A 25,646-nucleotide genomic window follows, 5' to 3' on the forward strand; every position below is an offset into this window, starting at 1 on the left:
TTTTATATAAAGATATTAATTTAAGCTATTAATATTACTCTGTACAAAATCTTATAAATAGGATAATATTATAATTAGTCTATTTATTATATATATTACCTATGTGAAACAAAATTTATCTAATCAAATTAACCTACTCGAAGCAAAAACTCCTTTTTCCGATCTAACACAGCGTGTACAAGACGGAGAGCAAATTACCATTTGTAAGCATAATACGTCGGTTGCAAAAATTATAACTCAAAAACCTAAAATGGATAATATAGTAGAGCAAATAAGAGAATTCAGCAAAGGCAAAACATTAGCTCCTGATACTATTAAAGAGCTTAGAGATGAAGGTAGAAAATGGTGAATTCTAAACCGTTTATAGCCGATTGCTCCATAACTGTCTCATGGTTCTTTTATTATGAACGTGATAAATATTCAGATTTTACATTAGATTATTGTTATAAGTTTAGAGTGATAGTACCGCCTCTTTGGAGACTTGAAGTAACTAATGTAATATTAGTAGCAGAAAAACGTGCTAGAATAAAATCAGTAGAAGTTATTAAAATTATAGATTTTTTAAACTCTCTCCCCCTTAATATATCAAATTTTAATTTTTCCATACATGAAATTATACAAACTGCAAGAGCCAACAATCTTACTGCATATGATACAACTTATTTATTAACTGCCATGCATGAAGGACTTCCTACGACCACTAACGATAAAGCATTAATCAAAGCATGTCATAATAACGGCATTCCACTATTACATAGTGAATTAGCTTGAATTATGGACAATTTCTATATCATCTTTTAATTTTTTAAGAACATATCTCATACCGTAAATGGATTAGCATTAACGGTATTCGCTATGCCCTTAAAAAAATAAAATATTTCTTATAAATCATCCATAATTCAAGCTAATTCACTATAAAAGAAAATAATCCACATTTTTCATAAAAAGTTTATGGAAATTTCTAAATCTTTTATTATACTTAAACATTAATTATATAAAATAAAAGAGTATCATGGTTTTAAATATCAAAGCTCCTGAAAATATAGTATTAAAGCCGACCATTACAGTTTTTGGCGTTGGGGGTGCAGGTAGTAATGCAGTCAATAATATGATTAGTGCTAATCTGCAAGGTGCTAATTTTGTAGTAGCTAATACTGATGCACAATCGCTTGAACATTCTTTATGCACTAACAAAATACAACTCGGTGTTTCTACGACTAGAGGTCTTGGGGCAGGAGCTTCTCCTGAGGTTGGAGCACTTGCTGCTCAAGAATCAGAAAGCGAAATTCGTAGTTACCTAGAAAATAGCAATATGGTATTTATTACGGCAGGTATGGGCGGTGGTACAGGTACCGGTTCTGCACCGGTTATTGCACGCATTGCTAAAGAACTAGGCATCCTTACGGTTGGGGTAGTAACTAAACCTTTCCATTTTGAAGGCGGTCATCGTATGAAAACTGCCGATAAAGGACTTATTGAATTACAGCAATTCGTTGATACTTTAATTGTAATACCGAACCAAAATCTATTCCGTATTGCTAATGAACAAACGACGTTTGCCGATGCTTTCAAAATGGCAGATGACGTATTACATGCAGGCGTTAGAGGAGTAACGGATTTAATGATTATGCCGGGACTTATTAATCTTGATTTTGCCGATATTAAAGCAATAATGAGCGAAATGGGTAAAGCAATGATGGGTACAGGTGAAGCTAGTGGCGAAGATAGAGCTATTAAAGCGGCAGAATCTGCAATTTCAAATCCACTGCTAGATCATAGCTCAATGTGCGGTGCAAGAGGTGTATTAATCAATATTACCGGCGGTTCCGACATGACCTTATTTGAAGTTGACAACGCTGCTAATAGAATTAGAGAAGAAGTAGATAACCTTGATGCTAATATTATTTTCGGTTCAACATTTAATCCGGAATTAAAAGGAATTATCAGAGTATCAGTTGTTGCTACCGGTATTGATGCCGATAAAGTACCTACATATAAAACCGCAATAGCTGAAACTACCAATATAGTTTCTGAGGAAACTTATAATAAAGCTATAGCACAACCTACACAAATAGAAGAAATTCCTGATTTTAACAGCTACAGTACTGAAAATATTGAAATTACCGACTCTCCAATAAATCAAAATTTTATCAGAAATGAAAAAGAGCTAGGGTTACATGCAAATACTTTCAACAAATCTGAAGATGACTCACCCAAACCATCATTTTTAGGAAAAATATGGGGTTCTCTGCGTGCTTCAAATCATCAAACTTTAGAACGCAAAAACGTTGTTGTTAGTACTCTAGATCAAGATAATAAAGAGTCTGATATTCATGACATACCGGCTTTTTTAAGAAAGAAACGGGATTAGATTAGAAAATGAATATAATTTCAGAACAGCATAAAAAAGAATTATAGAAATAACTAAAAATTTTCCTGCAGATACTGCATCACTAATAAATTATGTAGATAAAACATTTAAATGTCACATTCATGCTTTATCTTTATCGGATCAAAAAGATTTAAAGTTTTTTATAGCAAAAAGCTTTGCAAATCAAATTGATGTTTGTAAAACTAAAGAACATGCTCAAAATTTTTTACAAGAGTTACACGAGCTATGGGCTGATTTATTTGAAGAGATATTAGAAGATAAGCCTGTATATATAGTTTAGACATTGACGGAGCAACACACTATGCCGCATTAGATTTTACCGAATTAAATCAAAATAAGATGCTAAATACAAGATTTAGCGAAACCTCCCTTGATTTTCATTTAATAGAAACGCTACCTAACTTTTCTAGTGACAAACAAAAATATAAGGCTAAACTAACCTTTACAGAATTAAAACAAAATAATTTTGCAAAAATATATTTGGAAAAACAGCAATATAACTCTCAAAATATTCTTATTTCAAATATACAAAATAATCACAATAATCACATATTATTTCCTAAGATTATAAACCTTGAAGAACAAGTTACCATAGAGATATATTAAATCATTTATTATTATTAGGTGCTTATAATAAATGTAATTTTTTTGAATCCAATAACGGATCAGAAATATATTTTAGATTACCTAATAATGAAAGGCTTGCCATGAAAGTTTTTAGTTTAAATAATCAGCATATATTAAAAGAAAATAAATTCTTTTTATATAACTCCTCTAGACGAGATAATGAATTCTAATTTAAAAAATAATCATATGCCAAATAAAATTATACTATTTCTTATATCATGTTTTTTAAATACTGATTTATTAGCCGATACCGATAAGCGGTTAAAAGATATTACACCCTATCTCTACGCCACTTGAAAATCAAAAGCGTTATGTAATTCATTTACCTACAGAGTCCAATGAAGAAAAGCTAAAAGTAGAATTGCAAGCAACAAAAAATGCAATGCAAGATTGTGTAATCGTGTTTGGTTTGGTGGTAAGCTGGAAACAAAAACTTTAGAAGGATGGGGATATAATTATTATATAATCGATCAAGTTAGCGATCACCCTGCTAGTACAATGATGGCATGCCCAAACGTAAAAGCAACCATACAACCCGGTTAGTGTATTTTTAGGCGATGAAACATTTTTAAAATATAATAGCAAACTACCTATCGTAGTATATATGCTCCAAAAGATGTTGAACTACATTACGTTATTTGGCATCAAAATGATACAATCAATGCTGCAAAGGAAGAATAGAACCATACTATTCTTCAAAAAAATTTAATATACTATATGACATTTAACGTCATCGCGAGCAGTCGTAGACTGCGTGGCAACCCAGAAAAAATAATCAAAAATTCTGTAAATCAGAATTTTTTACTAGATTGCTTCGTCGAAACTTGCAGTTTCTGCTCGCAATGACGAAGACTAAACCTATACAACAACAAGGTCCGTAGTCGCTCGCAGTTAGCATACTAAATTACTCAAAATCTTCCTCTACAGCTTCAACTTCTTGCACTTCCGGTACAAAATGTTTAAGCATGGACTCAATGCCGTTTTTTAAGGTGATGGTGGAACTAGGACATCCAAGACATGCACCACGAAGTGCTAATTTAACTACACCGTTTTCAAAGCCTTTATATATTATGTCGCCGCCGTCTTGTGCAACAGATGGACGCACCCTAGTTTCAATAATCTCTACGATTTGTTTCTCTATTTCCGAAAGCCCATCAAGGTTATGATTTACATTATCTGCTTTGGTGTTTTCTTCAAATACAGGAAAGCCTGAAACAAAATGATCCATAATAACCATTAAAATTTCAGGCTTTATAACTTGCCAATTACCTTCAGCTTGTTTAGTTACTGTTATAAAATCACTACCGAAAAACACTGATTTTACATTATTAATATGAAATAATGATTCTGCAAGTTTGCTTCTTCCTTGTACTTCAGCAAGCTCACTAAAAAATACCGGCTGATCACTACTTATTTCCTGCCCCGGGAAAAATGTTATTGCATCCGGATTTGGAGTATCTGCAGTTTGAATAAACATAATTAAAGCACACTAATAAATTTATTGATTATTATAAATTGATAGTACTACTTTTACAATATATTTGTATTTAGGCATTTTGGCATGGCTCTCAAAAACCGTATATGTCATTCCTGCGGCAGCAGGAATCCAATACTACCCTATCCACGTCATTGCGAGAAGGCATTTATGCCGACGAAGCAATCTCATGAAATTTAAGAGAGATTGCCACGTCGCTGCGCTCCTCGCAAGGCATTGTTGCAGGGACCGGTAAAGCACTCGGTGTCTCATCCCGTGGCTTGACCACGGGAGCCAGTTAAAAATACTAAAATTATTAGTATTTTTTATTGTTTTTATGGACCCCGTGGTCAAGCCACGGGATGACAGAGGTGAAATTGATCCACACAACAACAACGCCTCCTCGCAATGACAATTATAAATATTTTGCTAGATTCCCGCTTTTAGCTAGGAATAACATAAGGCGGTAAATATCTAATTAATATATAAGCCGGTATAAAACAAAATCCCGCTACAATAAAGAAATAAGTCCAGCCTAAATAAGTAGCTGCATAGCCTGAAATACTACCAAACAATATGGTACTAATATAAGCAATAGAAGTCATTAAAGCAATTTGGGTTATACAATATTTAGAACTACAGCATCTTAATTGGTAAGAAAAAAACGGCGACATAGTTAAGCCCTTGGTAAATTCTTGAAAAAAGACCGCTATATACAAACTTGTAATATCTCGATTATAAAAATAGAGAAATAAAAAAGATAGGCTAGATAAAGCATGATATATTAATGCTCTTTTAAGCAAATAAGAATATTCACATTTTCGGCATAAAAACCCACCTATAAAACCGCCAAGGATTGTAGCGCACATACCGAAAGCTTTATATCCAAGAGCTAAATCTTTCTTCGTATACCCAATATCGAGATAAAACATATTCGGCATAATTGACAGAAAATTATCTTGAAGACGATACAGAAGCATAAAACTAACAATTATTAGCCATTTAGGTTTTTTGACAAAATCATAAAAAGCATGCCAAAATCTATCAAAATCATTAATAATTATCTTATCTTTAAATTTAAGCGGATAGATTATAATTAATAGTAATGACGGTATACATAAAATTGCCATAGCACGATAAACATCTTGCCAGGATATGATAGTAGATAAATATAACGCTCCTGAACCTGCTATAAGTATACCTATTCTAAAACCTGTAGTACAAGCTGCCTCACTTATGCCCCAATTTTTATTTGTAATCAGTAACATCTGTGATGATTGAAGTAACATATCATAAATGGAAAAAAAAAATGCCACAGCTACTAAGCATAAAGCAAATGGTATAAAATGAGTGTTAGGGTTAAAATTTGTTAGAACATATACACAAAAAATACAACTAACCAAAGCAATAATTAAACAATATTTATATCCCCGCTTACTTAAAGGAGCAAAACTTACTTTTTCAAGCAAAGGACCCCATAAAAATTTAAATATATGAATAAAATTCACTAAACTAAAAAGCCCGATAGTGATTTTATCAAAACCGGATTCTCGAAGCCAAAAAGAAAGAGTTGAACCGGTAAGTAAATAAATTAAACCTCCGGGAAAAGAAATTATTAATATAAAGAAAATATTAGACATATATTGAAATCGTGAAAAATTTAAACTTATGAATTTATCCTCCTTTAAAATATACGGATGTCATTCCTGCGAAGGCATTGCCCGCATGGATATCTAATCGTCATTGCGAGCAGCCATAAGACTGCGTGGCAATCTCATGAGATAATAATAAACTCTTGAGATTGCTTCGTCAATTACTTACGTAATTTCCTCGCAATGATATAAATGATGTCGTAAATCTAAACTACGATACTTTTTTTCTTTTATTACCGTAGCTGTTACCGTCAAAGGTTCTTTTACGGCTACTATCAAAAGAATTAAACTTTTTACCGTCACCGCCGGCTCTTTTACCGAATGATCTTTTACGATTATTTTTATCACTTCTAAACTCACTACGTAGCGTAGATTCTCCTTTATTTACTAGACGATCGATTGCATGCCATCTAATAACATCATCAGGAGAAATAAAAGACAACGCATATCCGGTAGCCCCTGCTCTACCCGTTCTACCTATCCTATGTAAATAATCTTCAGGACACATAGGTAAATCATAATTAATAACATGCTGTGTATGAGGAATATCAAGCCCACGAGCCGCTACATCAGTTGCTACCATTATTCTATGGTTTGACTTACGAAATGATAAAATTACTCTTTCACGTTGACGCTGACTTAAATCACCGTGTATAGCTTCTGCTGTATGATTTTCATATTTCAACATTTTAGCTAATTGATCGGCAGAGCGTTTAGTTTTCACAAAAATAATGACCGATCCTTCCCTATTACCAAGTTGTTTAGTTAATTCACTAAATTTTTCTTTATCAGAAACATGCATTGATTCCTGTTTTATTTCTGCAGCTGCTTTATTAGTAGCACCTACCGTAATACGTACCGGATTGTTTAGATATTTTTGAGAAACAGCAATAATATGTTTTGGCATAGTAGCGGAAAACATTAAAACTTGTCTTTTTTCCGGTAAAAATTTATTGATTTCTTCTAATTGTTCTTTCATCCCCATATCAAGCATTCTATCCATTTCGTCAAGTACGGTTATGCCTATACGATCAATTTTTAGACTTCCCCTATTTAAGTGATCGATAATACGCCCCGGCGTACCGATAATCACTTTTGGATTCTTTTTTAATTGCATAAATTGTTTAGGCATCGGTTCACCGCCTATCAAAACTGCACTATTAATTTTATAGGATATAGTTACTTTATTTAAAGTACTGTGTATTTGCGTTGCTAATTCCCTAGTCGGAACAAGAATTAAAGCAGTAGTTTTATTTTTAATAAATGAATCAATTAACGGCAATAAATAAGCAAGAGTTTTGCCTGAACCTGTTTGGCTAGAAGCGAGTATGTCCGATCCCGCCATTGCAACCGGAATCGATTGCTTTTGTATTTCAGTCGGCTCAGTTATATTCATTGTCTCGAGAGCAATAATTAATTCTTCAGATAAATTAAAATTTTTCATTATATAATCCAATATAGTTTTAAATCAAAATATGCACATTATTGATTAGACCTCTTAACATAACTCATTTCTTAAAGATATATGAGACATCGACGCTGCTCTCTCATCCTTACATACTTAACTATGTACACTGCGTAGAGTAGCAGTTCTTATTCCCTTTATAAGATAAGTTATGCAAGAGGTCTATTGTATAAAAAATAAGTTATAGTAAATTAAAATAACGACTTATATAATTATCCTGAATCAAAAAATATGCTTAAGCTAGATTACAAAACACCAACTAAATATATAAAACGATAATGAATAATGAAACTATTTTAGAATCTTATTCAAGCCAGAATAATATTATTAGATTTAGGGCATTTTCATGCCCTTTAGTAAAAATAATTTATTATACTTAAAATTATATAGGTTATTATAAGACAAAAACAAAATATTTACTATTTTGATAAAGATGACTAGGCTACCCTAAATTATAAACAATTTTGGATAGCTGCTTTTGGTATTATAAATATATTTATTTCATTCTGAGGTTAACAGCATAGGCTTTTCCTTGCTTTTCTTCAAGATCAAAAATTACATCTTGTCCTTCTTCAAGGCTATGTAAACCTGCTGCGTCTACGGCTGATTTGTGTACAAACACATCTTTGCCGCCATTTTCCTGTTCAATAAATCCAAAATTCTTCGTAGAATTATACCACTTAACTTTACCTACTATATTTGTAGCCATAAAAACCTTTATTAGATAGAAATTACTTATTTGAACTTAACACACGCTTATAATAACTAAAACTTAAATTTTACTTTAAGCCTTACTTAAATATAAGAGCCGATAAAAACTCATTATGCAAAACTACCTTACCTTGCGGCATTTGTCAATAAACATGTCAATAACATGCAAGAGAAAGTATTACTTTCTGAAACTAATCTATCATATTATTACTATTTTGTCACTATTTAAGTTCATTATCTAATAAATTAATGAGTAAACTAACTATTTTAAAGGTGTTTAATAACTTTTTCATATCAGACTAATATATTAACGATAAAAGTACTTGCTTTTTTGTATTTTTTTTATTAATCTGTCCACTTAGCAAATGCAACCTTAATATCCACAGCTGCCCGCGTGATGGAATGGTAGACATAACGGACTTAAAATCCGTGGAGCGTAAGCTCTTGCCGGTTCAAGTCCGGCCGCGGGTACCATTCGCCATTTTTAGGCAAGTTCACCAATGTATCAAACGGCGAACGCAGCATAAAATCAAGCTTTTCAGGTTTCAATATTAAGTTCCCAAATATTAAATTTACTAAACGTCTTTTTGCGCTCACGCTGGAACTTTTAAATATCTTATAGACACTTGAGGCTGTTGATATCAAGGAAACCTGTAGCGATAACCGAAATTAATGCGTAGCTGTGCCCCTAATGTATTAATTCGCATCGCAACTAGATATTATGAGCGAAACTGATTTAGAGATTGCCGCAAAAAACTAACCACCAAGCCAATGCTATTTAATATGTTTGCTTTAGCTGAACATTTGCATAAGACAATTGTCGAAATCAAGCAAATTACAATAGACGAATAGCATCACTGCCTCGCTTATTTTAGACTAAAGAAATCTAGCAAACAGAATAGATTGAAAAGGCAATAAGTAAAAGCTTTTCAGCGTTTTTTACTTAATAATACATACGCTTTAATAAATGTTGTTTATTATAGTGTGCTTCAGAATTTGTAGGATCAAGCTCAATTGCTTTATTATAAGACTCAAGAACTAAATTGTATTTACCTAGTAAATAGAAAAAGCCGTATTTTTGAGTAAGATAGATTTATTAAATATATAATTATTGACTTATTACCCCCCCCTATAAATTACTTCTCTCACATGATAATTAAACTCTATCATTAATATATAAGCTAATTTTAAAGAGTTAAAATATAAAAAAGAAGAAATTTTAACCTCTGAGTTCTTATATTGATGAAGAGGAATCAAAGAAATTAAAAGCTCAAAATGCAAGGAAAGAGCTTAAGTTAATACTAATAACTCTTGGAATAGTTTTTTAACTTTCTGTGATTTCTTTTTTAACTATATAGAAGAAAAAGCAGCAGAATATAAACTACAGCAAGAAGCAGAAGCAAAAAAGTTAGATAAAGATGAATGATGCAGGCTATAATATTTCAGCAATTCTCAAATAATCTTGAGGGGCAAGATTTTCAGCGCGATAATTATCATTGATTTTCAACTGCGTTAATACTTCATGTATATTAGGTACAAGATTTTTCAGTGATGATTTGATCATTTTCCGTCGTCCTGCAAAAGCAAGCTTTGTTATTTGCTCAACTTTATTTATCAGAGCAATAGACGGCGGATTTTCTAAAGGTATTAGTTTAACTATCGCAGAATATACTTTAGGAGGTGGATAGAAAGCAGTTGGCTCTACGTCAAAGCACTTTTCCACTTTAGCTATTAGCTGACATATTACCGATAATCTGCCATATGCTTTAGTTGAGGGCATAGCACAAATACGTTCTACTACTTCCTTTTGTAACATTAGCGTCATACTAGTAATTAGTCGTGCTTCTTTCAGCCATCTAATCACTAACTCAGTACCTATATGATACGGTAAATTAGAGATTATAGTTACTTTATAGTCAATTGATTTGGACTCGCCTATATCGTTACTCGTCGCTCTCCTATTAGTTATAGGCTTCACCTCTAACTTCTTGTATGCAAATCCAACTGAGTTGACTATATCATAGCTTAAATCGGTTAAATTTATTTTAAGAGCATCTTGTTTAATAATATTTAGATTAGGATAACATTCTTTAATCTCATTAAGGAGCGGGAGGCATCTCTCATCTGTTTCTATAACAGTTAAGGATTCAGGATTTTTCTGCAATATTGACCTAGTTAACCCTCCTGTGCCGGGCCCTATTTCTAATACTCGGCTATTTTCTGCCAGGTTACTTGCACGTACGATTTTATCACATAGACTACTGTCAAAAATAAAATTTTGTCCGTGCTTTTTAAGAGGATTAACTTGATGTAAAGCTGCATGTTTTGCAATTGAAGGGAGCATAGTAGGGTATGTCATTCCCGTGAAAGCGGGAATCCAGTAAAACATATAAAAACTTGTTTTTATATGTTTGTTTTTATCAAATATAATTCTGTATTAATAATCAAGGTTATTTTTCTGGATTCCCGACTACGCGGGAATGACATAGAATAACACACACTAAGACGGCAGCATTATTTTTATAGCTGCTTTCTTACGCATATTTTCAAACATTTTTTGTGCTTTTTGCGAAATCTTTTTATTGGTTAGGAAATTTACTACATAATTATTTTCATCTTCATTAACATTTAAGATTTTTTTGCTGCACACTAATGTTATTTCAAATTTGTTATTTACTTCAAAAACATTACTTGCTTTATCAGGAGTTAAGTCCTTTACAATAGTTTGTTTTACGCCTTCTATCTTGCTAAGCTTATCGGTAATAATTTGCATAGTAGCAAAATTATCATAAAACGATTTTTTAACATCCGCACATTTTTTTAGTCGATTTTTTAAATTATTCATCTGCGTAAACGCTTTATTGCTACCATCTTTAGATGTAAATACTTGCATTGAAATTTCTACGTCTTTTTGATCGCTAGATAAAATTGCGACATCTATTTCTTTATTACTTACTTGTACCGATCTTGATAGAATTGATAAAATATTCATTTTAATCAACTCGGATTTAATTTGGGAAATAAAACTATCAGGATTAACCGATCTGCTTTTTAGATACTGCAGAAGAGAACCGTGAGGCATTTTATTACGATCTTCAATAGACTTAATAGCGTTATCTATCTCTTCTTGCGGAATTTCTCTATCTCCTGCATATTGAAAAAGCAAAGATTCGTCAATTAAGCTCTTGAGTGCTAAGTCACTTAGCTGCTTATCTTGAGCAGGCGTTAGACTTTCAACATTATTTAGTGCCATAATCATTTTTTTTCTAGCACGGAACTCATTAAGAGTAATAGGTTCATCATTTACGGATGCTACTATATTCGGTAATGATGCTTGTGCTACATTAAAAGTAAAAAAAACGGTAATGATTAATAATAATTTTCTCATGTGATACTCTGAATAAGTGACCAGTAAGTAGACGAAGTTTTATTTGGAAAAGAGCAAGGAGTCTATAAGTCAAGGAGCGGAGCGTACATTTAGTACGTGAGCACCGCAGAACTTATAAGACGACGTAGCCAATTTTTCAAATAAAACGAGCATACTCACATGTTTAAAACTTTTAAACCGATAGAAATAGTCGGCGAAGAGGTAGTCTTTTTGATTCCTCTACTTCCATCGGCTAGATAATCGGAATAAATCTTTGCAGTAATTCTAACACAATCTTTAGCATATGTCATCCTAATAGTTCGAGTAAGTAAATTTGGAGATCGTCTCGAGAGATCAATGCGTACACCAAAGCCTATAGTCCAATTTTCCGCTAGCTGATAATTTATGTCTCCATAAAATTGTCGTACTCTATTATTTGAAACCTTTATACTTTCTACGGAATAATATTTGTTAAGATTGGTAAGCTGAATAAAACTACCTAGAAAGTTAATCTTATCATAGTTAAAATTTCCTCCCACTTCATCTCTAATAGGTCTGAAATATCTATCTTTCCGAAAGCTATAAAACACTTCTAAATTATTAGAAAGATTACCTAGTATCTGCCCTACATTTTCTGTATCATCAGCCAGCAAATCTATACTATATCTTGTATTACGGGATTGTCCTAAAAATAATTTTAAATAATTTTCTTCTTTAGCAATACTAGTATTTAAGCCGTAACTTAATCTATTACCAAAATCATGGCAATCAATACCGCTATAACGGTTGGATAAAAAGATATTTTTTTCGGATAATTCATATTTAGCAGGATCAATTATAACAAATTTTTTATCTTTCTTAGATAGTTTACGTCCCATAGTAAAAGAAACTACCGGCTCAATAAGTAAATTTATCGTTTTTGTTATATTGCCTACTAACGGATAACGCCATAAAGTTTGCAATTCCGGTATATTCCTTTGAAATGATTTACTTTCTCTCGGCTTATCTACATAAGCCTGTCTAGCAAGATAAAAATCGCCTCTATCTTTAGCCGCAAAATCAAAAATTTGTCCTGAAGCAGTCAGCACATTATACATAAAGGATAGTTGCAAAGAGGTTCTAGCAACTTGTTTTCCTATTCTTTCTTTGTACATTAACGTATTATTTTCAACAACGATATGGCTGTTGTCATTATCATTCAAATTTATCACGTTTTTTGTATTGATTTTTGGTAATACTAGAGGATCGGTATATCTACGATCATTACTACCTAAGCCTTGAAAACTTAATCCTTCCGCCGAAAAATAATCAGCCTCATGAATTTTATTTAAGAATATTTTAGAAGTTAAATATGAAGCGTAGTTATTATAATAATTTTTTAAATAAGCTTTATCCGATGTACGCTCCACCCTGAAACCGTAATCATAAACTTTATCGGTACTAATAAAATTACCGCTTGCTATATAATGATAAGAAGAAACTTTTTTATTTTGCACTACACTTCCGTCTTTTTCTAGAAAATACGGTAATTTACCGTAACTAACTTGAAAATTCATATTATCGGTATCATTCAGGCGATAACGTGCTTCTAGCTCATAAGTTTGATATTTACTAAAAATTCTTGGAGTGAGAGTAAAATCCATATTAGGTTTTGCACGTAGATATAGGGGGATGCCAAACCCTTTATTTTTGACGTCAGGTACCAATAATCCGGAAGTTGCAGGGGCCGTAGGAGTCGGATGGAAAAAATACGGTAAGTAAAAAATCGGTACACCGTATACTGCAAAAAACACGTTTTTATAAACTACTCTATGCTCTGCGGAATGAATATAAGTATCCTTAGCAGCAATTTGCCAAATAGGGTTTCTATTACAAGTAACATCACAAGGGGTAAACTCAGCATGGTGCAGCGTAAGATTATTTTCATCTATTCTTTCAGCAAGTTTAGCAATTAAAAGATTATTATCACCGGAAAGCAAAATGAATTCCGATATGATACCTTTCTTAAATTCATCTTTTAAAACCACTTTGCCTCCCTCTATTATCCGATTTTGTTTATCCTTAATTCGGATATTACCTTCTGCCCATAAAATATCGTTTTCTATATCATAAAGTAAATTATCTGCCATTAATAAATACTCATCCGTGATAATTCTTATATTACCTTTAGCATATATCAAATCCTGATTTTCATTATACTCTACGAAGTCAGCTATAATATTGCTTATTTTAATATTTTGACCATTCTTAGAAAGAGCGGCAAAACTTACCAAAGAAAATATTATGATAATAAGCAAACATATTATTCGCAGTAGCATTTATATTAATAAATATATTTTAATAGTAAAAAATAATAGCAAGCTATTAGCAATATATCAAATAATAAAAAATTTTGCTTGCTCTTTTGTAGTGCAAGGTTATTCTATGGAGATGATAACCGGTCATCGCAAGGAGATGCATAGCATCGACGTGGCAATCTCATGAAGTAGGATAAACTCCTAAGATTGCTTCGTCAAAACTTATAGTTTCTCCTCGTAATGACGAATAATGTGCTACCCTCAGCGCAAAACACCAAGTACTAATAAAATGCTAGACAATTTCATTGCGCATCAAGCAACCAAAGAGTTTTCAGTTAGTGAAATTTCTAATAAAATCAAAGAGCTATTAGAAAATAATTTTGGCTATATTAAGGTAAAAGGCGAAATTTCAGGCTTAAAAATAGCAAGCTCAGGTCATGCTTATTTTAACTTAAAAGAAAATACCGCCATTTTAGCCTGTACTTGCTGGCGTCCTATTCTTGCTAAAATCAAATTTCCTTTAAATGACGGCATGGAAGTAGTAATTAGCGGTAAACTCTCAAGTTATGCAGGTAATTCACGTTATCAATTATCGGTAGATAATTTGCAACCCACAGGACTTGGAGCTATGCTGCAAATTCTAAATGAGCGTAAAGCCAGGCTCGAGAAAGAAGGCTTATTTAATAAAATACGTATTCCTATACCCTTTTTACCTGATAAAATAGGCGTTATCACTTCAATAACCGGTGCTGTTATTAAAGATATTATTCATCGTATTCGCGAACGTTTTCCGACTCGAATAATAATATGGCCGGTTAGCGTACAAGGCGAAAATTCCGGCAATGAAATTGCTGAAGCAATTGAAGGATTTCACAATTTAGAAGAGGTAAATAAACCACGTGTTATAATCGTTGCTAGAGGTGGCGGTTCTATAGAAGATCTTTGGTCATTTAACGATGAGATATTAGTACGTGCTGCTTATAACTCAAAAATTCCTATTATTTCCGCAGTAGGTCATGAAGTGGATTATACTTTAATAGATTTAGCAGCCGATAAAAGAGCTCCAACACCGACTGCTGCCGCAGAATTTGCCGTACCGGTACGATCTATTTTAAATAATACGCTACAATCTTATGAAAAAATATTATTGAATAATACTAGCCGGTTAATTAAATATCACGAACAAAATATAGTAAATTACGATAAAATACACAGATATCTCTCTCACTATATAAATAATAGGCAGCAATTACTGGACGAAACCGGTTTTAATTTACTAGATGCTTTACCGTACTTTATTGAACTACAAGACACAAAGATTAAATCTTTTTCTAAAGAAAGAGTAAACCCTGCTAAAATAATCAATTACAAAACATTAGAATTAACACATCAAACAGCTTATCTATCAAAATCGGCAAATAATACTTTGAAAAACTTTGAGTATAAATTAGAATTAAATAGTACGTTACTTGCAAGCCTTGATTATCACAACGTATTAAAACGAGGTTTTGCTATAGTTAAAGGAGAAACGGGTAATTTTTTATCTTCTAAAATTACTGCTGCGAATGAAAAAATTTTTAATATTAAATTTTCTGACGGTGAAATTAAAGTAGTGCGTGATTAGAGGCTTTGGTTTTTATCGTCATTGCGAGCAGCCGTAGGCTGCGTGGCAATCTCATGAAATAATGATAAGCTCCTGAGATTGCTTCGTCGCATTACTGCGTAATTCTTCTCGCAATGACGATAAAATATTGCTACGGGATGACATTTTAATTCTAAAAAAATACAGACCATGAAAATTTTAAAGCTTTTTATTTTTATACTTCTCATTTCTAAAAATTTGTATGCTTTAAGCATAGACACGAACGAACAACAAGCAATTTTAGAATGCGAAGGGACAGCTGATAAAAAAACTTTGATAAATGCATGGTATGTAAATGAGCCTTATCAATACTTAATTGCTGATTCAAACGGTCATACTACCGTTTCCGGTATGGATATAGAATTAATTAACGCTATTGCTGCAAAAATAGGTATCAATATTGAGTACAATCAAGATAGCTGGTATCAAGATCAATTAGATATTCAAAGCGGCAATGCCGACATGACAGCAGGAGCTACTTATATACTACTGAGAACAGTAACTACGCTTATTTTTTAAAGCCTTATCGTGTTGAAGAATTATCATTATTTATTATTGAACCACTTGCCAAAAGTTGAACAATTTAATTTTGCTATAGATGATTTTCTTGCAAGTAACGAGTATAAAAAAATTATTAAGACATACATATATCATATTCTATTACCTAAATCTATAGATTCTCGTTGGTGCCATGTTATATAGGTTTACTTGGTTGCCTTGCTTTTGCTTTTTCGGGAATTATTTTGAGTAGCAGAAAAAATAGTACTTTATTTGGTACATTTTTATTTGCGGTATTACCGTCTGTTAAGTAGCTGTATAATGCTAGATTTAATAGTAAACCATGATTGATACCAGACATTTAAACTTCTATTTTACTCCTTTTTATTTCTATTACATATTTGTAGTAGTTTTACTCGGTTTTACAATTATTAAATTATTCAGCTATTATAATAAACAGATTGCTGAAGATAATTATTGAGAACAATTAGTAGCAATTTGCGATTCATTCGGACAAGCAACTTGTATAATTATAGGAGTTGCAATGATTATTATTCACAAAATTGAGCCTCTATAGTTTTTGGGGACCGTTTTTTGCTTTCATTACGGCTAATTGCAGTGCAATATTACGAGATTTTATTATGAAAGAAAATGCAATTAAGAGGATACCAAGAGGAGTTAGTATTGAAATCACTGTATTATGGGGTATAGCTTTTAGCGTATTATTAGATATGTACAGTAGTAATCCAAATTATCATACAATAAAATATTCAATGAGTATAGTAATTTCTGGAGCATTTATTACTAGTCTCTTAGTTTATCATTTTGGTTTTCTTGAGTGGCGATTCCGTAATAAAAAATTAGAAGATATAGAAAAACAAACATGAAGATAGCTACTTGGAATATTAATTCCATAAAAACAAGACTTAATTTATTGCGTAATTTTTTATCTAAAGAAACTCCAGATATTTTATTATTGCAAGAAATAAAATGCGAAACCGCAAAATTTCCTTTTGATGCATTATCCGACCTACCTTATAATTCTTATGTTCACGGACAAAAATCATATAACGGCGTTGCTATAATTTCAAAATTTCCTGCCGATGAAATAATTAAGGATTTTCCGAATAATTACTGCAGTGATCAAGCAAGATTCTTAGAAATAAAATTATCATTACCTATAGGGTTTTGTAATATAATCTCGCTCTATGCTCCTAACGGTTCATTTGTCGGTAGCGATAAATTTGTAGCAAAACTAGCATTTTATGATAATTTTATCAATTATTTATCAACTAAAAAATCTTTTGACGAAAAAACTATCATAGGCGGTGATTTCAATATTGCACCGTTCGATATAGATGTATATTCACCTAAGCTACTGGCGGAAACTACTTGTTTTACTGAGGTTGAACAAAAAAAATTACGCACTATTCTAAATTCCGGATTTGAGGATTTATACAGATTAATGCATCCGAATAAACAAGAATTTTCATGGTGGGATTATAGAGCCGGATGTTTTGAACAAAATAAAGGTATGAGGATTGATATGATTCTTGGTTGTAATAATACTATTGACTATTTAGAAAATTGCTATATGGATTATAATTTAAGGACTCAAGAAAAACCTTCAGATCATATACCGGTAATTGCGAGTTTTAAGGGATAGTCAATGTGGAATGTTGCTATCTTAGGATGCCGTATGTCATTCCCGCGTAGGCGGGAGTCCAAAAAAATAGCTTTAATATTGATATAGAAGTTACATAATTTGATAAAATAACCATATAAAAACAAGTTTTTATATGATTTTAATGGCTTCCCGCCTACGCGGGAATGACATAGACCACTTTTTAAAAATAAATATATGTCGCCAAAATTCATGACATTTTACGAAAAATATATGACGATTGTCGGTACAATCGGCAATTTTATGTTTTATGTACAGGCTCATAAGATTTTCACCTGCCAATCTTCAGCTTCTGTTTCTATGCCCGCCTTTACTATAAGTGCTATTGCTCTTTGTAGTTGGCTTATATACGGCATATTAATAAAAAATACACCTATTATAATAGCAAATATAGTAGGTTTTATCGGGGCATTATTAGTTCTCTTAACCATAATAATATATTAATAATGACTAAGAAAATCATTACTTTAGTTGGTCGTCCGAATGTAGGCAAATCAACGCTTTTCAATAGATTAAGCATACGTAAAAAAGCTATCGTTCACGACTTGCCAGGCGTCACCAGAGATAGAAAATATACAGACGGCAAAATCGGCTCTTTTGAATTTTTGTTAATTGATACCCCAGGACTTGACGAGAATCCTAATAGTATGGGAGAGAGGTTAATGGAGCAGACTACTAAAGCAATTTTAGAGGCAGATTTAATTTGCTTTATGGTTGACGGTAGAAGCGGAATATTACCTGATGATAAGTTACTTAGTAGTTTTGTTAGAAAATATAATAAGCCTGCTATATTGGTAGTTAATAAATGCGAGAAAGCTTTTGATTTTGATAAAGAGTACTACAAATTAGGGTTTGATAGTATGATTGCTATCTCTGCCGAGCATGGCACAGGCTTAATTGATTTATATGACGAAATTATTGCCAAGTTACCTGAAGAAGAAGCAATCGAGACAAATATAGCCGATCCAATTAAAGGAGATTGTTTGCAGATAGTAGTTAGTGGCAGACCTAACGCCGGAAAATCTACTTTTATAAACGCTCTTATTAATGATGAAAGATTATTAACCGGTCCTGAAGCCGGCATTACTCGTGAATCAATTGAAATTGATTGGCAATATAAAAATAATCATATTAAATTGATTGATACGGCAGGACTCCGCAAGAAATCTACTATTACAGAGTCTTTAGAAAAATTATCGGCATCGGATACTATTAACAGTATTAAATTTGCTAATACCGTAATCTTAATGATTGATGCTTTAGCTCCTTTAAAACAGCAAGATTTAAATATTGCAAGCCATGTGGTAAATGAAGGAAGAAGTATAGTTATAGTAGTGAATAAATGGGATTTAGTTAAAGAATCCGAAAAAGAAGCATTTCAGGAAGAATTTTATTATCAGATCAATACTCATCTGCCTCAGGTTAAAGGTATCCCCGTTCTATTCATTTCAGCAATAAATAAACAAAATATTGCACAAGTGCTAGATGCTTGTCTTAAAATTTATAAAATTTGGAATAAGAAAATAACTACTAGCAAATTAAATGAATGGCTTAATTTTACTACGGAAGCACATCCGCTGCCTTTACAAAAAGGCGGCAGAAGAGTGCGTGTAAAATATATGACTCAAACAAAAACCCGTCCCCCTACTTTCAAGCTATTTTCCAATAATCCGGCAAAAATTACCGATAGCTATACTAGGTATTTAGTAAACAATATGCGTGAGGCTTTTGACATGCCGGGCGTTCCTATTAGATTCATTTACGTAAAAACTAAAAACCCGTATGTGTAGTTTAAAATTAATTAATAACAATTTAGTTACTAGCACCGAAAAATCTGAATTAGATATATTACTAGATAATATTACTGATTCTAATTGTCATCATGAATTATTAAGTAATGATAAGACTAAAGGTAATGAAATATGGTAACTTATATACTTTAACCAAGCTGTAAATTAGATAAGTTCGCTATTCCAACTACACTTATTTTTTCTGTTTTTTTATATGTATTATTCCCGGCAGTAACAATATATAAATGTTCTCACTGCAAATCGGCAAGAACGGTATGCATTGATTTAGTAATACTAGGAGCATCAGCATTTTTTACTTCAAAGCCGTATTTCTTACCATTCTTAATAATTAATCAATCTAATTCTGCTCCTGTTTGCGTGCGCCAAAAAAAATACTCTGCATCCGTAAATTTACGTATTAACTCCTCTATTACAAACCCTTCAAATGAAAGACCGCGTTTTGGATGAACATACCAATCATGTTCGTGAATCCCTAATAAGGCATGTAGTATTCCGCTATCTCGTATATAGACTTTCGGTACTTTCACTTGACGTTTTGAGATATTTTCATACCAAGGCTTTAATAACCGAATCATAAAAGTTTGCTCTAATATTTCAGTATAACGTTTGATAGTCATATCCGTTAAACCGAGCGACCTTCCAAGCTCGCTATAATTTAATAATTGCCCATGATTATGAGCAAGCATCATCCATAACTGCCTCATTACATGTGCATTAAGAGATATTCCTAAACTAGGCAAATCACGCTCGATAACACTAGTGATGTAGCTATTTACGCCATCTAAGACTTTGGACATAATTTTTTGCTAAATATGATTTAGGAAAACCACCTCTTAACCATAACTCCTAAAATCATTTATCTCTATTAAATTGAACGGAGTAAGTTCCGTATATTCAATACGGCCGGCTAATGATTCTGAAGATTGTCGCAATAATTCTCCAGAAGCACTACCTAATATTAAAAATTTTTTGTTTGAATAGTCAGCAAGAACTCTTAAATAAGGAAAAATTTCAGGTTGTCTTTGAATTTCATCAATTACTATTAAGCCGTTTAAAGGCTCAAGAGTTGTTTTAAGATTCTTAAATTGATCTAAATGAGCGCCGGATCCTCAAGGTCAAAAAAGTAGCGCTTTTCATTTTCTTTAAGCTGACTATAAGCTTTTATAACTGAAGGAGTACTTTCAATTATTTTTTCGCTAGAATTTACAGGTAGTGCTACTGTATTTGCAATTAATTCAGGTTTAGCGATTTTTTGTGCTTTATTATTTATTATATTTTCCGTAATTTGAACTAACCCCTTTTGATTATCAGGATTTTTTAAAATTGTACTAAATCGTGATTAAGAAGGGGTTTTACTTTGTCTGAAGTAATAATGTCATGTATATTTTTAATATAGCACCTTGAGATGACGCGTTTTTTTGTTTAATATTTATTTCTTGTACTTTTGGGTTTAAATCGCTTTCTAGTACTTTAGATATTAAATCTACTCCTAGTGTAGATAATTCTCTGATAAATTTAGGACTTATTTTGTCTAATACATTTATTTTTTCTGTTTCGGAAGTTTGAAAGTTTTTTGTTATTTTGCTAAGCCTCTTATTTAAAATAGGCGCGAGAAGATATGGAATAACTTTAGACTGTAAAAGAGTTTCTTTTGAACTATTGGATATAGTTTCGGAATGTAAAACAGAAGCACATTTTTTTATAAGCGATTCTGCATCTGCTATCATCTTGCAACCAGCTTCAATAGAACCTACACTAGTGGTAGCACTTCTTCGCTTTTCTGAGGTTATTAAACTCCAGTGCAAGATCAGGTAAAACTTGAGAAGCCTCCCAGGTAAACTGCAATGTACTAGGAACATTCCCGACTGCTTGGATAACACTTTGTATTATACCTAAATTATCTTTATTAAGATCTAGATATCGTTTATTTAACTCATCATATTTTTTGTTACCTGTTTCAGCTCCAAGAGCTAAATATCCAACTTGAACCCACGAAAGGTTTTTATATTCTTCATCAAGCTGTTGCCTTATATTATCAATGGATTCCTGCTCTTGTTCTTGGCTTTTAGACATTTAAATACCTTTATATAATTTAAAGGTTTATAAAATTTTACTTTTTAATTTTTGTTAATTTTAAAAGTCATGGTTATCTTGCAATGGTTTTTTACTATAATTTTTCATTTACCGGTAAATCCATACTAACCTCTCCACACAATAAAACGATATTCTCCATTACCTGAGGATCTATATCCGGGTTGTTATACTCTTTATTTTTCTGAATCCAGTTGTAATAGTAAGGGTCAGGCCATAATGCCATGATTTTCGGTAAAGATTTTTGCTGTATAGTACCGACATTATACTCGCGTTTTAAAACTTCAGCCGGCATATTCACCCTACATCACCGATAAAATATATTTCTGAGAAATGCAAAATCGATTTAATATTATTATTATCGGGATCTATATGGATTTATAATATTCACGTTGTACATCATTAAACAATTTCGCTACTATCAGTGGTTTATCGAGATGTTTTGCTATACTTACTAAAGCTATATTTTCTAAGTTTTCGGGGCATTGAACAATTTTATCTAAAGCCGTTAATTTTTCAAACTCTTCCTCTCCTATTGTTTCTTTTAGGTCTCTTTTATATTTTTGTTCTTTATCTGAAGGAAATACTAATTTATCATTTTTACAATCAACCAAAAAAGGAGTAGTAATAGGATATTTAATAAATAAATCTTTTAGTTTCATAATAATAAATTTCTTAATATATAAGGCTATAATATTAATAATTTTTTATATGTCAAATAATATCCTCTAGACTATCTAGGTCATGCTTTACCAATCGTAACAACTTCGCTTCAGGACTTAGATTTTTCACGGCCCATTTTTTAATCCAAGGTTCGGCGAGCTGCCACATATTAACATTACCGTCTAACTGTCTGCCTATCCCTTCCACCATTATTAAAGTCTTTTGCAATAGCAACAACTCCGGTTGTACTTCCATGCCGAAATCTTCCGTGATTTTAAATAAATGTGCAAGCAGCTTACCTATGGAAATATTTTTTATGGGCGTCCCTACTATAGGCTCGGTAACTGCTCTACAACTTTGAGCGAATAAATCTAAATCAGTATTTGATGGGATGTAGCCGGCTCTTAAATGTACTTTAGCAACTAATTTATAATCACGCCTTAAAAAGCCAAATAGACTTTCGGCAACGGCTAAACGATCTTTTTCTTTAAGTCTGCCCATAATACCGAAATCAAGTAAAATTATCTTACCTTGCTTATTCACTAAAATATTCCCTGCATGTAAATCAGCATGAAAAAATCCGTCTCTATAGGCTTGATTGAAAAACATTACCGCAAAATCCTGAGATATTTTTGCAGGCTCTAACCCCATTTCCTTTAGTAGCAAAGTATCATATATAGAAGTGCCGTCTAACCACTCGGTGGTTAGTATATTTTCTGATGTTAAATCCCAATATATTTTAGGGATTATCACGTTAATATCATTTCGCATATTATCCGTAAGCTCAGAAGCTGCTGCCGCCTCTAAACGTAAATCAAGCTCAAATTTCATAGTTTCATGAAATTTATCGACTACTTTAATCAGTTTGAGCCTTTTTGCTTTAGAAAATTTTGAGATAATTTTTGCAAGAAAATATAGCAGCTTAATATCTCTGTTATATTTTTTATGAATACCCGGACGCAAAATTTTTACCGCAACATATTCACCGGTTATAAGTTGTGCTTTATGTACCTGCGAAATTGATGCGGCAGCGATGGGGGTATCATCGAGGTGTAAGAAAGGGAGGGCGTCATGGCTCACAGTCGTAGACTGCGTGGCAATCTTTTGTTTGCTTGCTGAGATTGCTTCGTCGACATAAATGTCTCCTCGCAATGACGTTATCAACCTTCTAGCCACCCCACCATCAAACGGAGGTAGCTTATCTTGCAGTAACCTTAAATAACCTGCTATCTCTGCTCCTACTAAATCGGCCCTTGTCGAAAGAGTTTGTCCAAATTTTATATAAATAGGTCCAAGATCACTTAAACAATCTATTAAGCGTTTGCCGTAATCTTCCCGTGATTTTTTTATTAACGAGACCGGAGCAAAAAATAAGGCTAATATATAACCGATAAACCTGAAATATTTAGGGCTTCTTGAATCAATTAAGATTTGCTTTTTACTGATAATACGAAAAATACGTATTAAATTAAAAAAATTACTTATCATCTATTATATACTCCGAAGTAAAATAAAGAGTAGTATACGAAGATCAACTTCAAAAAGAGCAAGGAGTTCACAAGTCGAGGAGCGGAGCGTATACTTAATACGTGAGTACCGCAGATCTTGTAGAACGACGTAGCCCATTTTTGAAGTTCATCGAGTATACGCACTGTGGATAGCAACTATTCCGCCACTTAGATTTTTATAACCGACTTCCTCAAAACCGGCGTCTTTAATCATTATTCTAAACTCGTCTTGTGAGGGGAATAACTCTATACTTTCGACCAAATATTCATATGCCTCTTTATTACCCACTATCATTTGACCAATACTCGGTATAATATTAAATGAGTAGAATTTATAGAAATCTTTTATGTACCCTTCCTTTACTTTTGAAAACTCAAGACATATAAACTTGCCCATTGGCTTTAAAACCCTACATGCTTCCTTTAAAGCCTTATTTATATCAGGTACGTTTCTAATACCGAATGCTATAGTATAATAATCAAAACTATCATCCGGAAACGGTAGTTCTTCAGCACTTGCTACAGTAAATTTAAGATTTTGAAATAAATTCAGATCTATTGCTTTTTTCTTAGCTTGCTTTAACATTTCTTCATTAATATCACTTAAAGTTAAAGAGATATTATTAACTCTATCTCTTGCTTTTTTAGCAAGTTTTAAAGCAATATCACCGCTACCACTAGCAACATCTAATATATGAGAGTTAAGATTTGGAATTTGCCTAATAAATTCATCTTTCCATAAGCGATGTAATCCCAAACTCATTAAGTCATTCATTAAATCATACTTATCAGCGACATTAGAAAAAACGTTATTTACTAAACCTTGTTTTTTAGTGTAGTCTACTTTTTTAAGGCCAAAATTTGTTTGGTTCATAGTTTTTTATTATAAATATTAGTATCAAATGCCGGAACTTCCTGAAGTAGAAACTCTTAAAAACTCTCTAAAAGATAAGCTAATCGGGCTTATTGTAGAAAATGTAGAGTTAAAAAGAGATAATTTACGTTATAAGCTATCCCCGCTTTTAGCTACAGAAATCTTAAATACTAATATACTGGATGTTAGGCGTCGTGCAAAATATTTAATTATAGATTTTAATAATGATTATTCTTTAATAGTTCATCTAGGCATGAGCGGTAGATTTACTCTGCAATCTGCTAATTATAAAACTCAAAAACACGATCATGTGATTTTTGATTTAAGTAACGGCGAAAAGTTAATTTTCAACGATACTAGACGCTTCGGTATGATTTATAGTTTTAAGACTGATCTCTTAGAACAAGAATTTTTTAATGATTTAGGCATAGAGCCTTTTTCTGATTTATTGACGTTAGAATATCTAAAAGATAAGCTACAAACTAGAAAAAGACCGATAAAAAACTTGATTATGGATAATAGAGTTATAGTCGGAGTCGGTAATATCTATGCTTCCGAAAGTCTTCATTTAGCTAGAATTCATCCGGATAAATCAGGTAGCGATTTAAGGGATGATGAAATAGAAAATTTAATTAAATCAATTAGAGATGTGTTAACTAAAGCTATAACTGCCGGCGGTACTACTCTTAAAGATTTTGTAAACGGCGATAACAAACCTGGTTATTTTACTCAGCAACTTACGGTTTACGGTAAAGAGGGACAAAGTTGTTTAAGCTGCTCTAGCACTATTATCAAGACAAAACATTCAGGCAGAAGTACTTTTTATTGTAAAACTTGCCAATATAGATTGGCAAGTTTTACAATTTAATTTACTTGACACATTTTTTAAA

General features: G+C 32.3%; 26 protein-coding genes, 1 tRNA gene and 4 pseudogenes. 15 read left to right on the forward strand and 16 right to left on the reverse strand.

Going from position 1 to position 25,646, the window contains the following annotated elements; genetic code table 11:
- The first annotated feature begins 103 nt into the window (after nucleotides 1-103).
- From RMA_RS05650 to RMA_RS11205, 5 genes and pseudogenes are all read left to right on the forward strand, one after another.
- Nucleotides 104-349, forward strand: coding sequence for a type II toxin-antitoxin system Phd/YefM family antitoxin (locus RMA_RS05650; RefSeq protein ID WP_041404821.1), 246 nt, complete (start codon nucleotides 104-106; stop codon nucleotides 347-349).
- Nucleotides 343-771, forward strand: coding sequence for a type II toxin-antitoxin system VapC family toxin (locus RMA_RS05655; RefSeq protein ID WP_012153056.1), 429 nt, complete (start codon nucleotides 343-345; stop codon nucleotides 769-771). The genes RMA_RS05650 and RMA_RS05655 overlap by 7 nt, the downstream gene beginning before the upstream one ends.
- Nucleotides 772-1,012: 241 nt before the next feature.
- Nucleotides 1,013-2,371 carry a cell division protein FtsZ gene (gene ftsZ / locus RMA_RS05660; RefSeq protein WP_041404822.1) on the forward strand — a complete coding sequence of 453 codons (1,359 nt, stop codon included), beginning with the start codon at nucleotides 1,013-1,015 and terminating at the stop codon, nucleotides 2,369-2,371.
- Nucleotides 2,372-2,731: 360 nt separating this feature from the next.
- Nucleotides 2,732-3,150, forward strand: a pseudogene (locus tag RMA_RS12310) (hypothetical protein); the annotation flags it as partial.
- A 185-nt stretch (nucleotides 3,151-3,335) separates the two neighbouring features.
- A pseudogene (locus RMA_RS11205) lies at nucleotides 3,336-3,562 on the forward strand (ecotin family protein).
- A gap of 361 nt (nucleotides 3,563-3,923) precedes the next feature.
- Here the strand turns inward: RMA_RS11205 and RMA_RS05680 are convergent.
- The 4 genes from RMA_RS05680 to RMA_RS05695 form a co-directional block, all read right to left on the reverse strand.
- On the reverse strand, nucleotides 3,924-4,496 hold the full coding sequence (locus RMA_RS05680; RefSeq protein WP_014365529.1) for a NifU family protein: 573 nt from the start codon (nucleotides 4,494-4,496) through the stop codon (nucleotides 3,924-3,926).
- 440 nt (nucleotides 4,497-4,936) lie between these two features.
- The gene (locus RMA_RS05685; RefSeq protein WP_049749374.1) at nucleotides 4,937-6,133 is read right to left on the reverse strand and encodes an MFS transporter; all 1,197 of its coding nucleotides are present in this window, start codon (nucleotides 6,131-6,133) and stop codon (nucleotides 4,937-4,939) included.
- 223 nt (nucleotides 6,134-6,356) lie between these two features.
- Nucleotides 6,357-7,589, reverse strand: a complete 1,233-nt coding sequence (locus RMA_RS05690; RefSeq protein ID WP_014365527.1) for a DEAD/DEAH box helicase — start codon at nucleotides 7,587-7,589, stop codon at nucleotides 6,357-6,359.
- 517 nt (nucleotides 7,590-8,106) lie between these two features.
- Entirely contained in the window at nucleotides 8,107-8,319 is a 213-nt protein-coding gene (locus tag RMA_RS05695) for a cold-shock protein (RefSeq protein ID WP_014408935.1), read from the reverse strand.
- Between the two features lie 390 nt (nucleotides 8,320-8,709).
- Between RMA_RS05695 and RMA_RS05700 the strand changes: the two genes are divergently transcribed.
- Nucleotides 8,710-8,795: transfer RNA gene (locus RMA_RS05700), tRNA-Leu, on the forward strand.
- A gap of 469 nt (nucleotides 8,796-9,264) precedes the next feature.
- On the opposite strand, the gene RMA_RS08760 is transcribed toward RMA_RS05700, so the two are convergent.
- Nucleotides 9,265-9,414, reverse strand: a complete 150-nt coding sequence (locus tag RMA_RS08760) for a tetratricopeptide repeat protein (RefSeq protein WP_081427938.1) — start codon at nucleotides 9,412-9,414, stop codon at nucleotides 9,265-9,267.
- A gap of 123 nt (nucleotides 9,415-9,537) precedes the next feature.
- Here RMA_RS08760 and RMA_RS12315 point away from each other — a divergent pair.
- Nucleotides 9,538-9,747 (forward strand): annotated as a pseudogene (locus RMA_RS12315) (hypothetical protein).
- Nucleotides 9,748-9,753: 6 nt separating this feature from the next.
- On the opposite strand, the gene rsmA reads toward RMA_RS12315, so the two are convergent.
- From rsmA to RMA_RS05715, 3 genes are all read right to left on the reverse strand, one after another.
- A complete protein-coding gene (rsmA, locus tag RMA_RS05705) occupies nucleotides 9,754-10,665 on the reverse strand; it encodes a 16S rRNA (adenine(1518)-N(6)/adenine(1519)-N(6))-dimethyltransferase RsmA (protein WP_041404823.1) in 912 nt (303 codons plus the stop codon).
- A 156-nt stretch (nucleotides 10,666-10,821) separates the two neighbouring features.
- Complete coding sequence (locus tag RMA_RS05710) at nucleotides 10,822-11,709, reverse strand: SurA N-terminal domain-containing protein (protein WP_041404824.1); 888 nt, start codon at nucleotides 11,707-11,709, stop codon at nucleotides 10,822-10,824.
- Nucleotides 11,710-11,864: 155 nt separating this feature from the next.
- Entirely contained in the window at nucleotides 11,865-14,006 is a 2,142-nt protein-coding gene (locus tag RMA_RS05715) for an LPS-assembly protein LptD (RefSeq protein WP_012153065.1), read from the reverse strand.
- Between the two features lie 268 nt (nucleotides 14,007-14,274).
- On the opposite strand from RMA_RS05715, the gene xseA reads away from it, so the two are divergent.
- Together xseA and RMA_RS11215 are read left to right on the forward strand one after the other, a co-directional pair.
- Nucleotides 14,275-15,609: an exodeoxyribonuclease VII large subunit gene (xseA, locus tag RMA_RS05725; protein ID WP_041404825.1), complete on the forward strand. Its 1,335-nt coding sequence runs from the start codon at nucleotides 14,275-14,277 to the stop codon at nucleotides 15,607-15,609.
- 168 nt (nucleotides 15,610-15,777) lie between these two features.
- Nucleotides 15,778-16,146, forward strand: coding sequence for a transporter substrate-binding domain-containing protein (locus RMA_RS11215; protein ID WP_238375425.1), 369 nt, complete (start codon nucleotides 15,778-15,780; stop codon nucleotides 16,144-16,146).
- Between the two features lie 175 nt (nucleotides 16,147-16,321).
- On the opposite strand, the gene RMA_RS11220 is transcribed toward RMA_RS11215, so the two are convergent.
- Nucleotides 16,322-16,486 (reverse strand): hypothetical protein, encoded by a 165-nt coding sequence (locus RMA_RS11220; RefSeq protein WP_155815114.1) that lies wholly within the window; start codon nucleotides 16,484-16,486, stop codon nucleotides 16,322-16,324.
- Nucleotides 16,487-16,766: 280 nt separating this feature from the next.
- Between RMA_RS11220 and RMA_RS11225 the strand changes: the two genes are divergently transcribed.
- From RMA_RS11225 to RMA_RS09990, 5 genes are all read left to right on the forward strand, one after another.
- Entirely contained in the window at nucleotides 16,767-17,012 is a 246-nt protein-coding gene (locus RMA_RS11225; protein WP_014408943.1) for a hypothetical protein, read from the forward strand.
- The gene (gene xth, locus RMA_RS05740; RefSeq protein ID WP_014365519.1) at nucleotides 17,009-17,791 is read left to right on the forward strand and encodes an exodeoxyribonuclease III; all 783 of its coding nucleotides are present in this window, start codon (nucleotides 17,009-17,011) and stop codon (nucleotides 17,789-17,791) included. Before RMA_RS11225 ends, xth begins: the two co-directional genes overlap by 4 nt.
- Nucleotides 17,792-17,986: 195 nt before the next feature.
- On the forward strand, nucleotides 17,987-18,253 hold the full coding sequence (locus RMA_RS08770; protein ID WP_010977607.1) for a SemiSWEET family sugar transporter: 267 nt from the start codon (nucleotides 17,987-17,989) through the stop codon (nucleotides 18,251-18,253).
- 2 nt (nucleotides 18,254-18,255) lie between these two features.
- On the forward strand, nucleotides 18,256-19,599 hold the full coding sequence (gene der / locus RMA_RS05750) for a ribosome biogenesis GTPase Der (protein ID WP_041404826.1): 1,344 nt from the start codon (nucleotides 18,256-18,258) through the stop codon (nucleotides 19,597-19,599).
- Nucleotides 19,592-19,738: a hypothetical protein gene (locus tag RMA_RS09990; protein WP_187145881.1), complete on the forward strand. Its 147-nt coding sequence runs from the start codon at nucleotides 19,592-19,594 to the stop codon at nucleotides 19,736-19,738. Before der ends, RMA_RS09990 begins: the two co-directional genes overlap by 8 nt.
- A 10-nt stretch (nucleotides 19,739-19,748) precedes the next feature.
- Here RMA_RS09990 and RMA_RS12090 read toward each other — a convergent pair.
- From RMA_RS12090 to ubiE, 7 genes and pseudogenes are all read right to left on the reverse strand, one after another.
- Nucleotides 19,749-20,770, reverse strand: a pseudogene (locus tag RMA_RS12090) (ATP-binding protein); the annotation flags it as partial.
- Between the two features lie 202 nt (nucleotides 20,771-20,972).
- A complete protein-coding gene (locus tag RMA_RS11240; protein ID WP_238375426.1) occupies nucleotides 20,973-21,347 on the reverse strand; it encodes a hypothetical protein in 375 nt (124 codons plus the stop codon).
- Nucleotides 21,348-21,375: 28 nt separating this feature from the next.
- Entirely contained in the window at nucleotides 21,376-21,693 is a 318-nt protein-coding gene (locus RMA_RS05760) for a hypothetical protein (protein ID WP_238375427.1), read from the reverse strand.
- Between the two features lie 94 nt (nucleotides 21,694-21,787).
- Nucleotides 21,788-22,006 carry a hypothetical protein gene (locus tag RMA_RS05765; RefSeq protein WP_014365515.1) on the reverse strand — a complete coding sequence of 73 codons (219 nt, stop codon included), beginning with the start codon at nucleotides 22,004-22,006 and terminating at the stop codon, nucleotides 21,788-21,790.
- 73 nt (nucleotides 22,007-22,079) lie between these two features.
- Nucleotides 22,080-22,373 carry a hypothetical protein gene (locus RMA_RS05770; RefSeq protein WP_049749375.1) on the reverse strand — a complete coding sequence of 98 codons (294 nt, stop codon included), beginning with the start codon at nucleotides 22,371-22,373 and terminating at the stop codon, nucleotides 22,080-22,082.
- A gap of 52 nt (nucleotides 22,374-22,425) precedes the next feature.
- Nucleotides 22,426-23,862 carry a 2-polyprenylphenol 6-hydroxylase gene (ubiB, locus tag RMA_RS05775; protein WP_012153070.1) on the reverse strand — a complete coding sequence of 479 codons (1,437 nt, stop codon included), beginning with the start codon at nucleotides 23,860-23,862 and terminating at the stop codon, nucleotides 22,426-22,428.
- Between the two features lie 147 nt (nucleotides 23,863-24,009).
- The gene (gene ubiE, locus RMA_RS05780) at nucleotides 24,010-24,756 is read right to left on the reverse strand and encodes a bifunctional demethylmenaquinone methyltransferase/2-methoxy-6-polyprenyl-1,4-benzoquinol methylase UbiE (protein WP_012153071.1); all 747 of its coding nucleotides are present in this window, start codon (nucleotides 24,754-24,756) and stop codon (nucleotides 24,010-24,012) included.
- A gap of 28 nt (nucleotides 24,757-24,784) precedes the next feature.
- On the opposite strand from ubiE, the gene mutM reads away from it, so the two are divergent.
- Nucleotides 24,785-25,624 carry a bifunctional DNA-formamidopyrimidine glycosylase/DNA-(apurinic or apyrimidinic site) lyase gene (mutM, locus tag RMA_RS05785; RefSeq protein ID WP_012153072.1) on the forward strand — a complete coding sequence of 280 codons (840 nt, stop codon included), beginning with the start codon at nucleotides 24,785-24,787 and terminating at the stop codon, nucleotides 25,622-25,624.
- The last annotated feature ends 22 nt before the right edge of the window (nucleotides 25,625-25,646 follow it).

The organism is Rickettsia massiliae MTU5, from assembly GCF_000016625.1.
Classification (GTDB): Bacteria; Pseudomonadota; Alphaproteobacteria; order Rickettsiales; family Rickettsiaceae; genus Rickettsia; species Rickettsia rickettsii.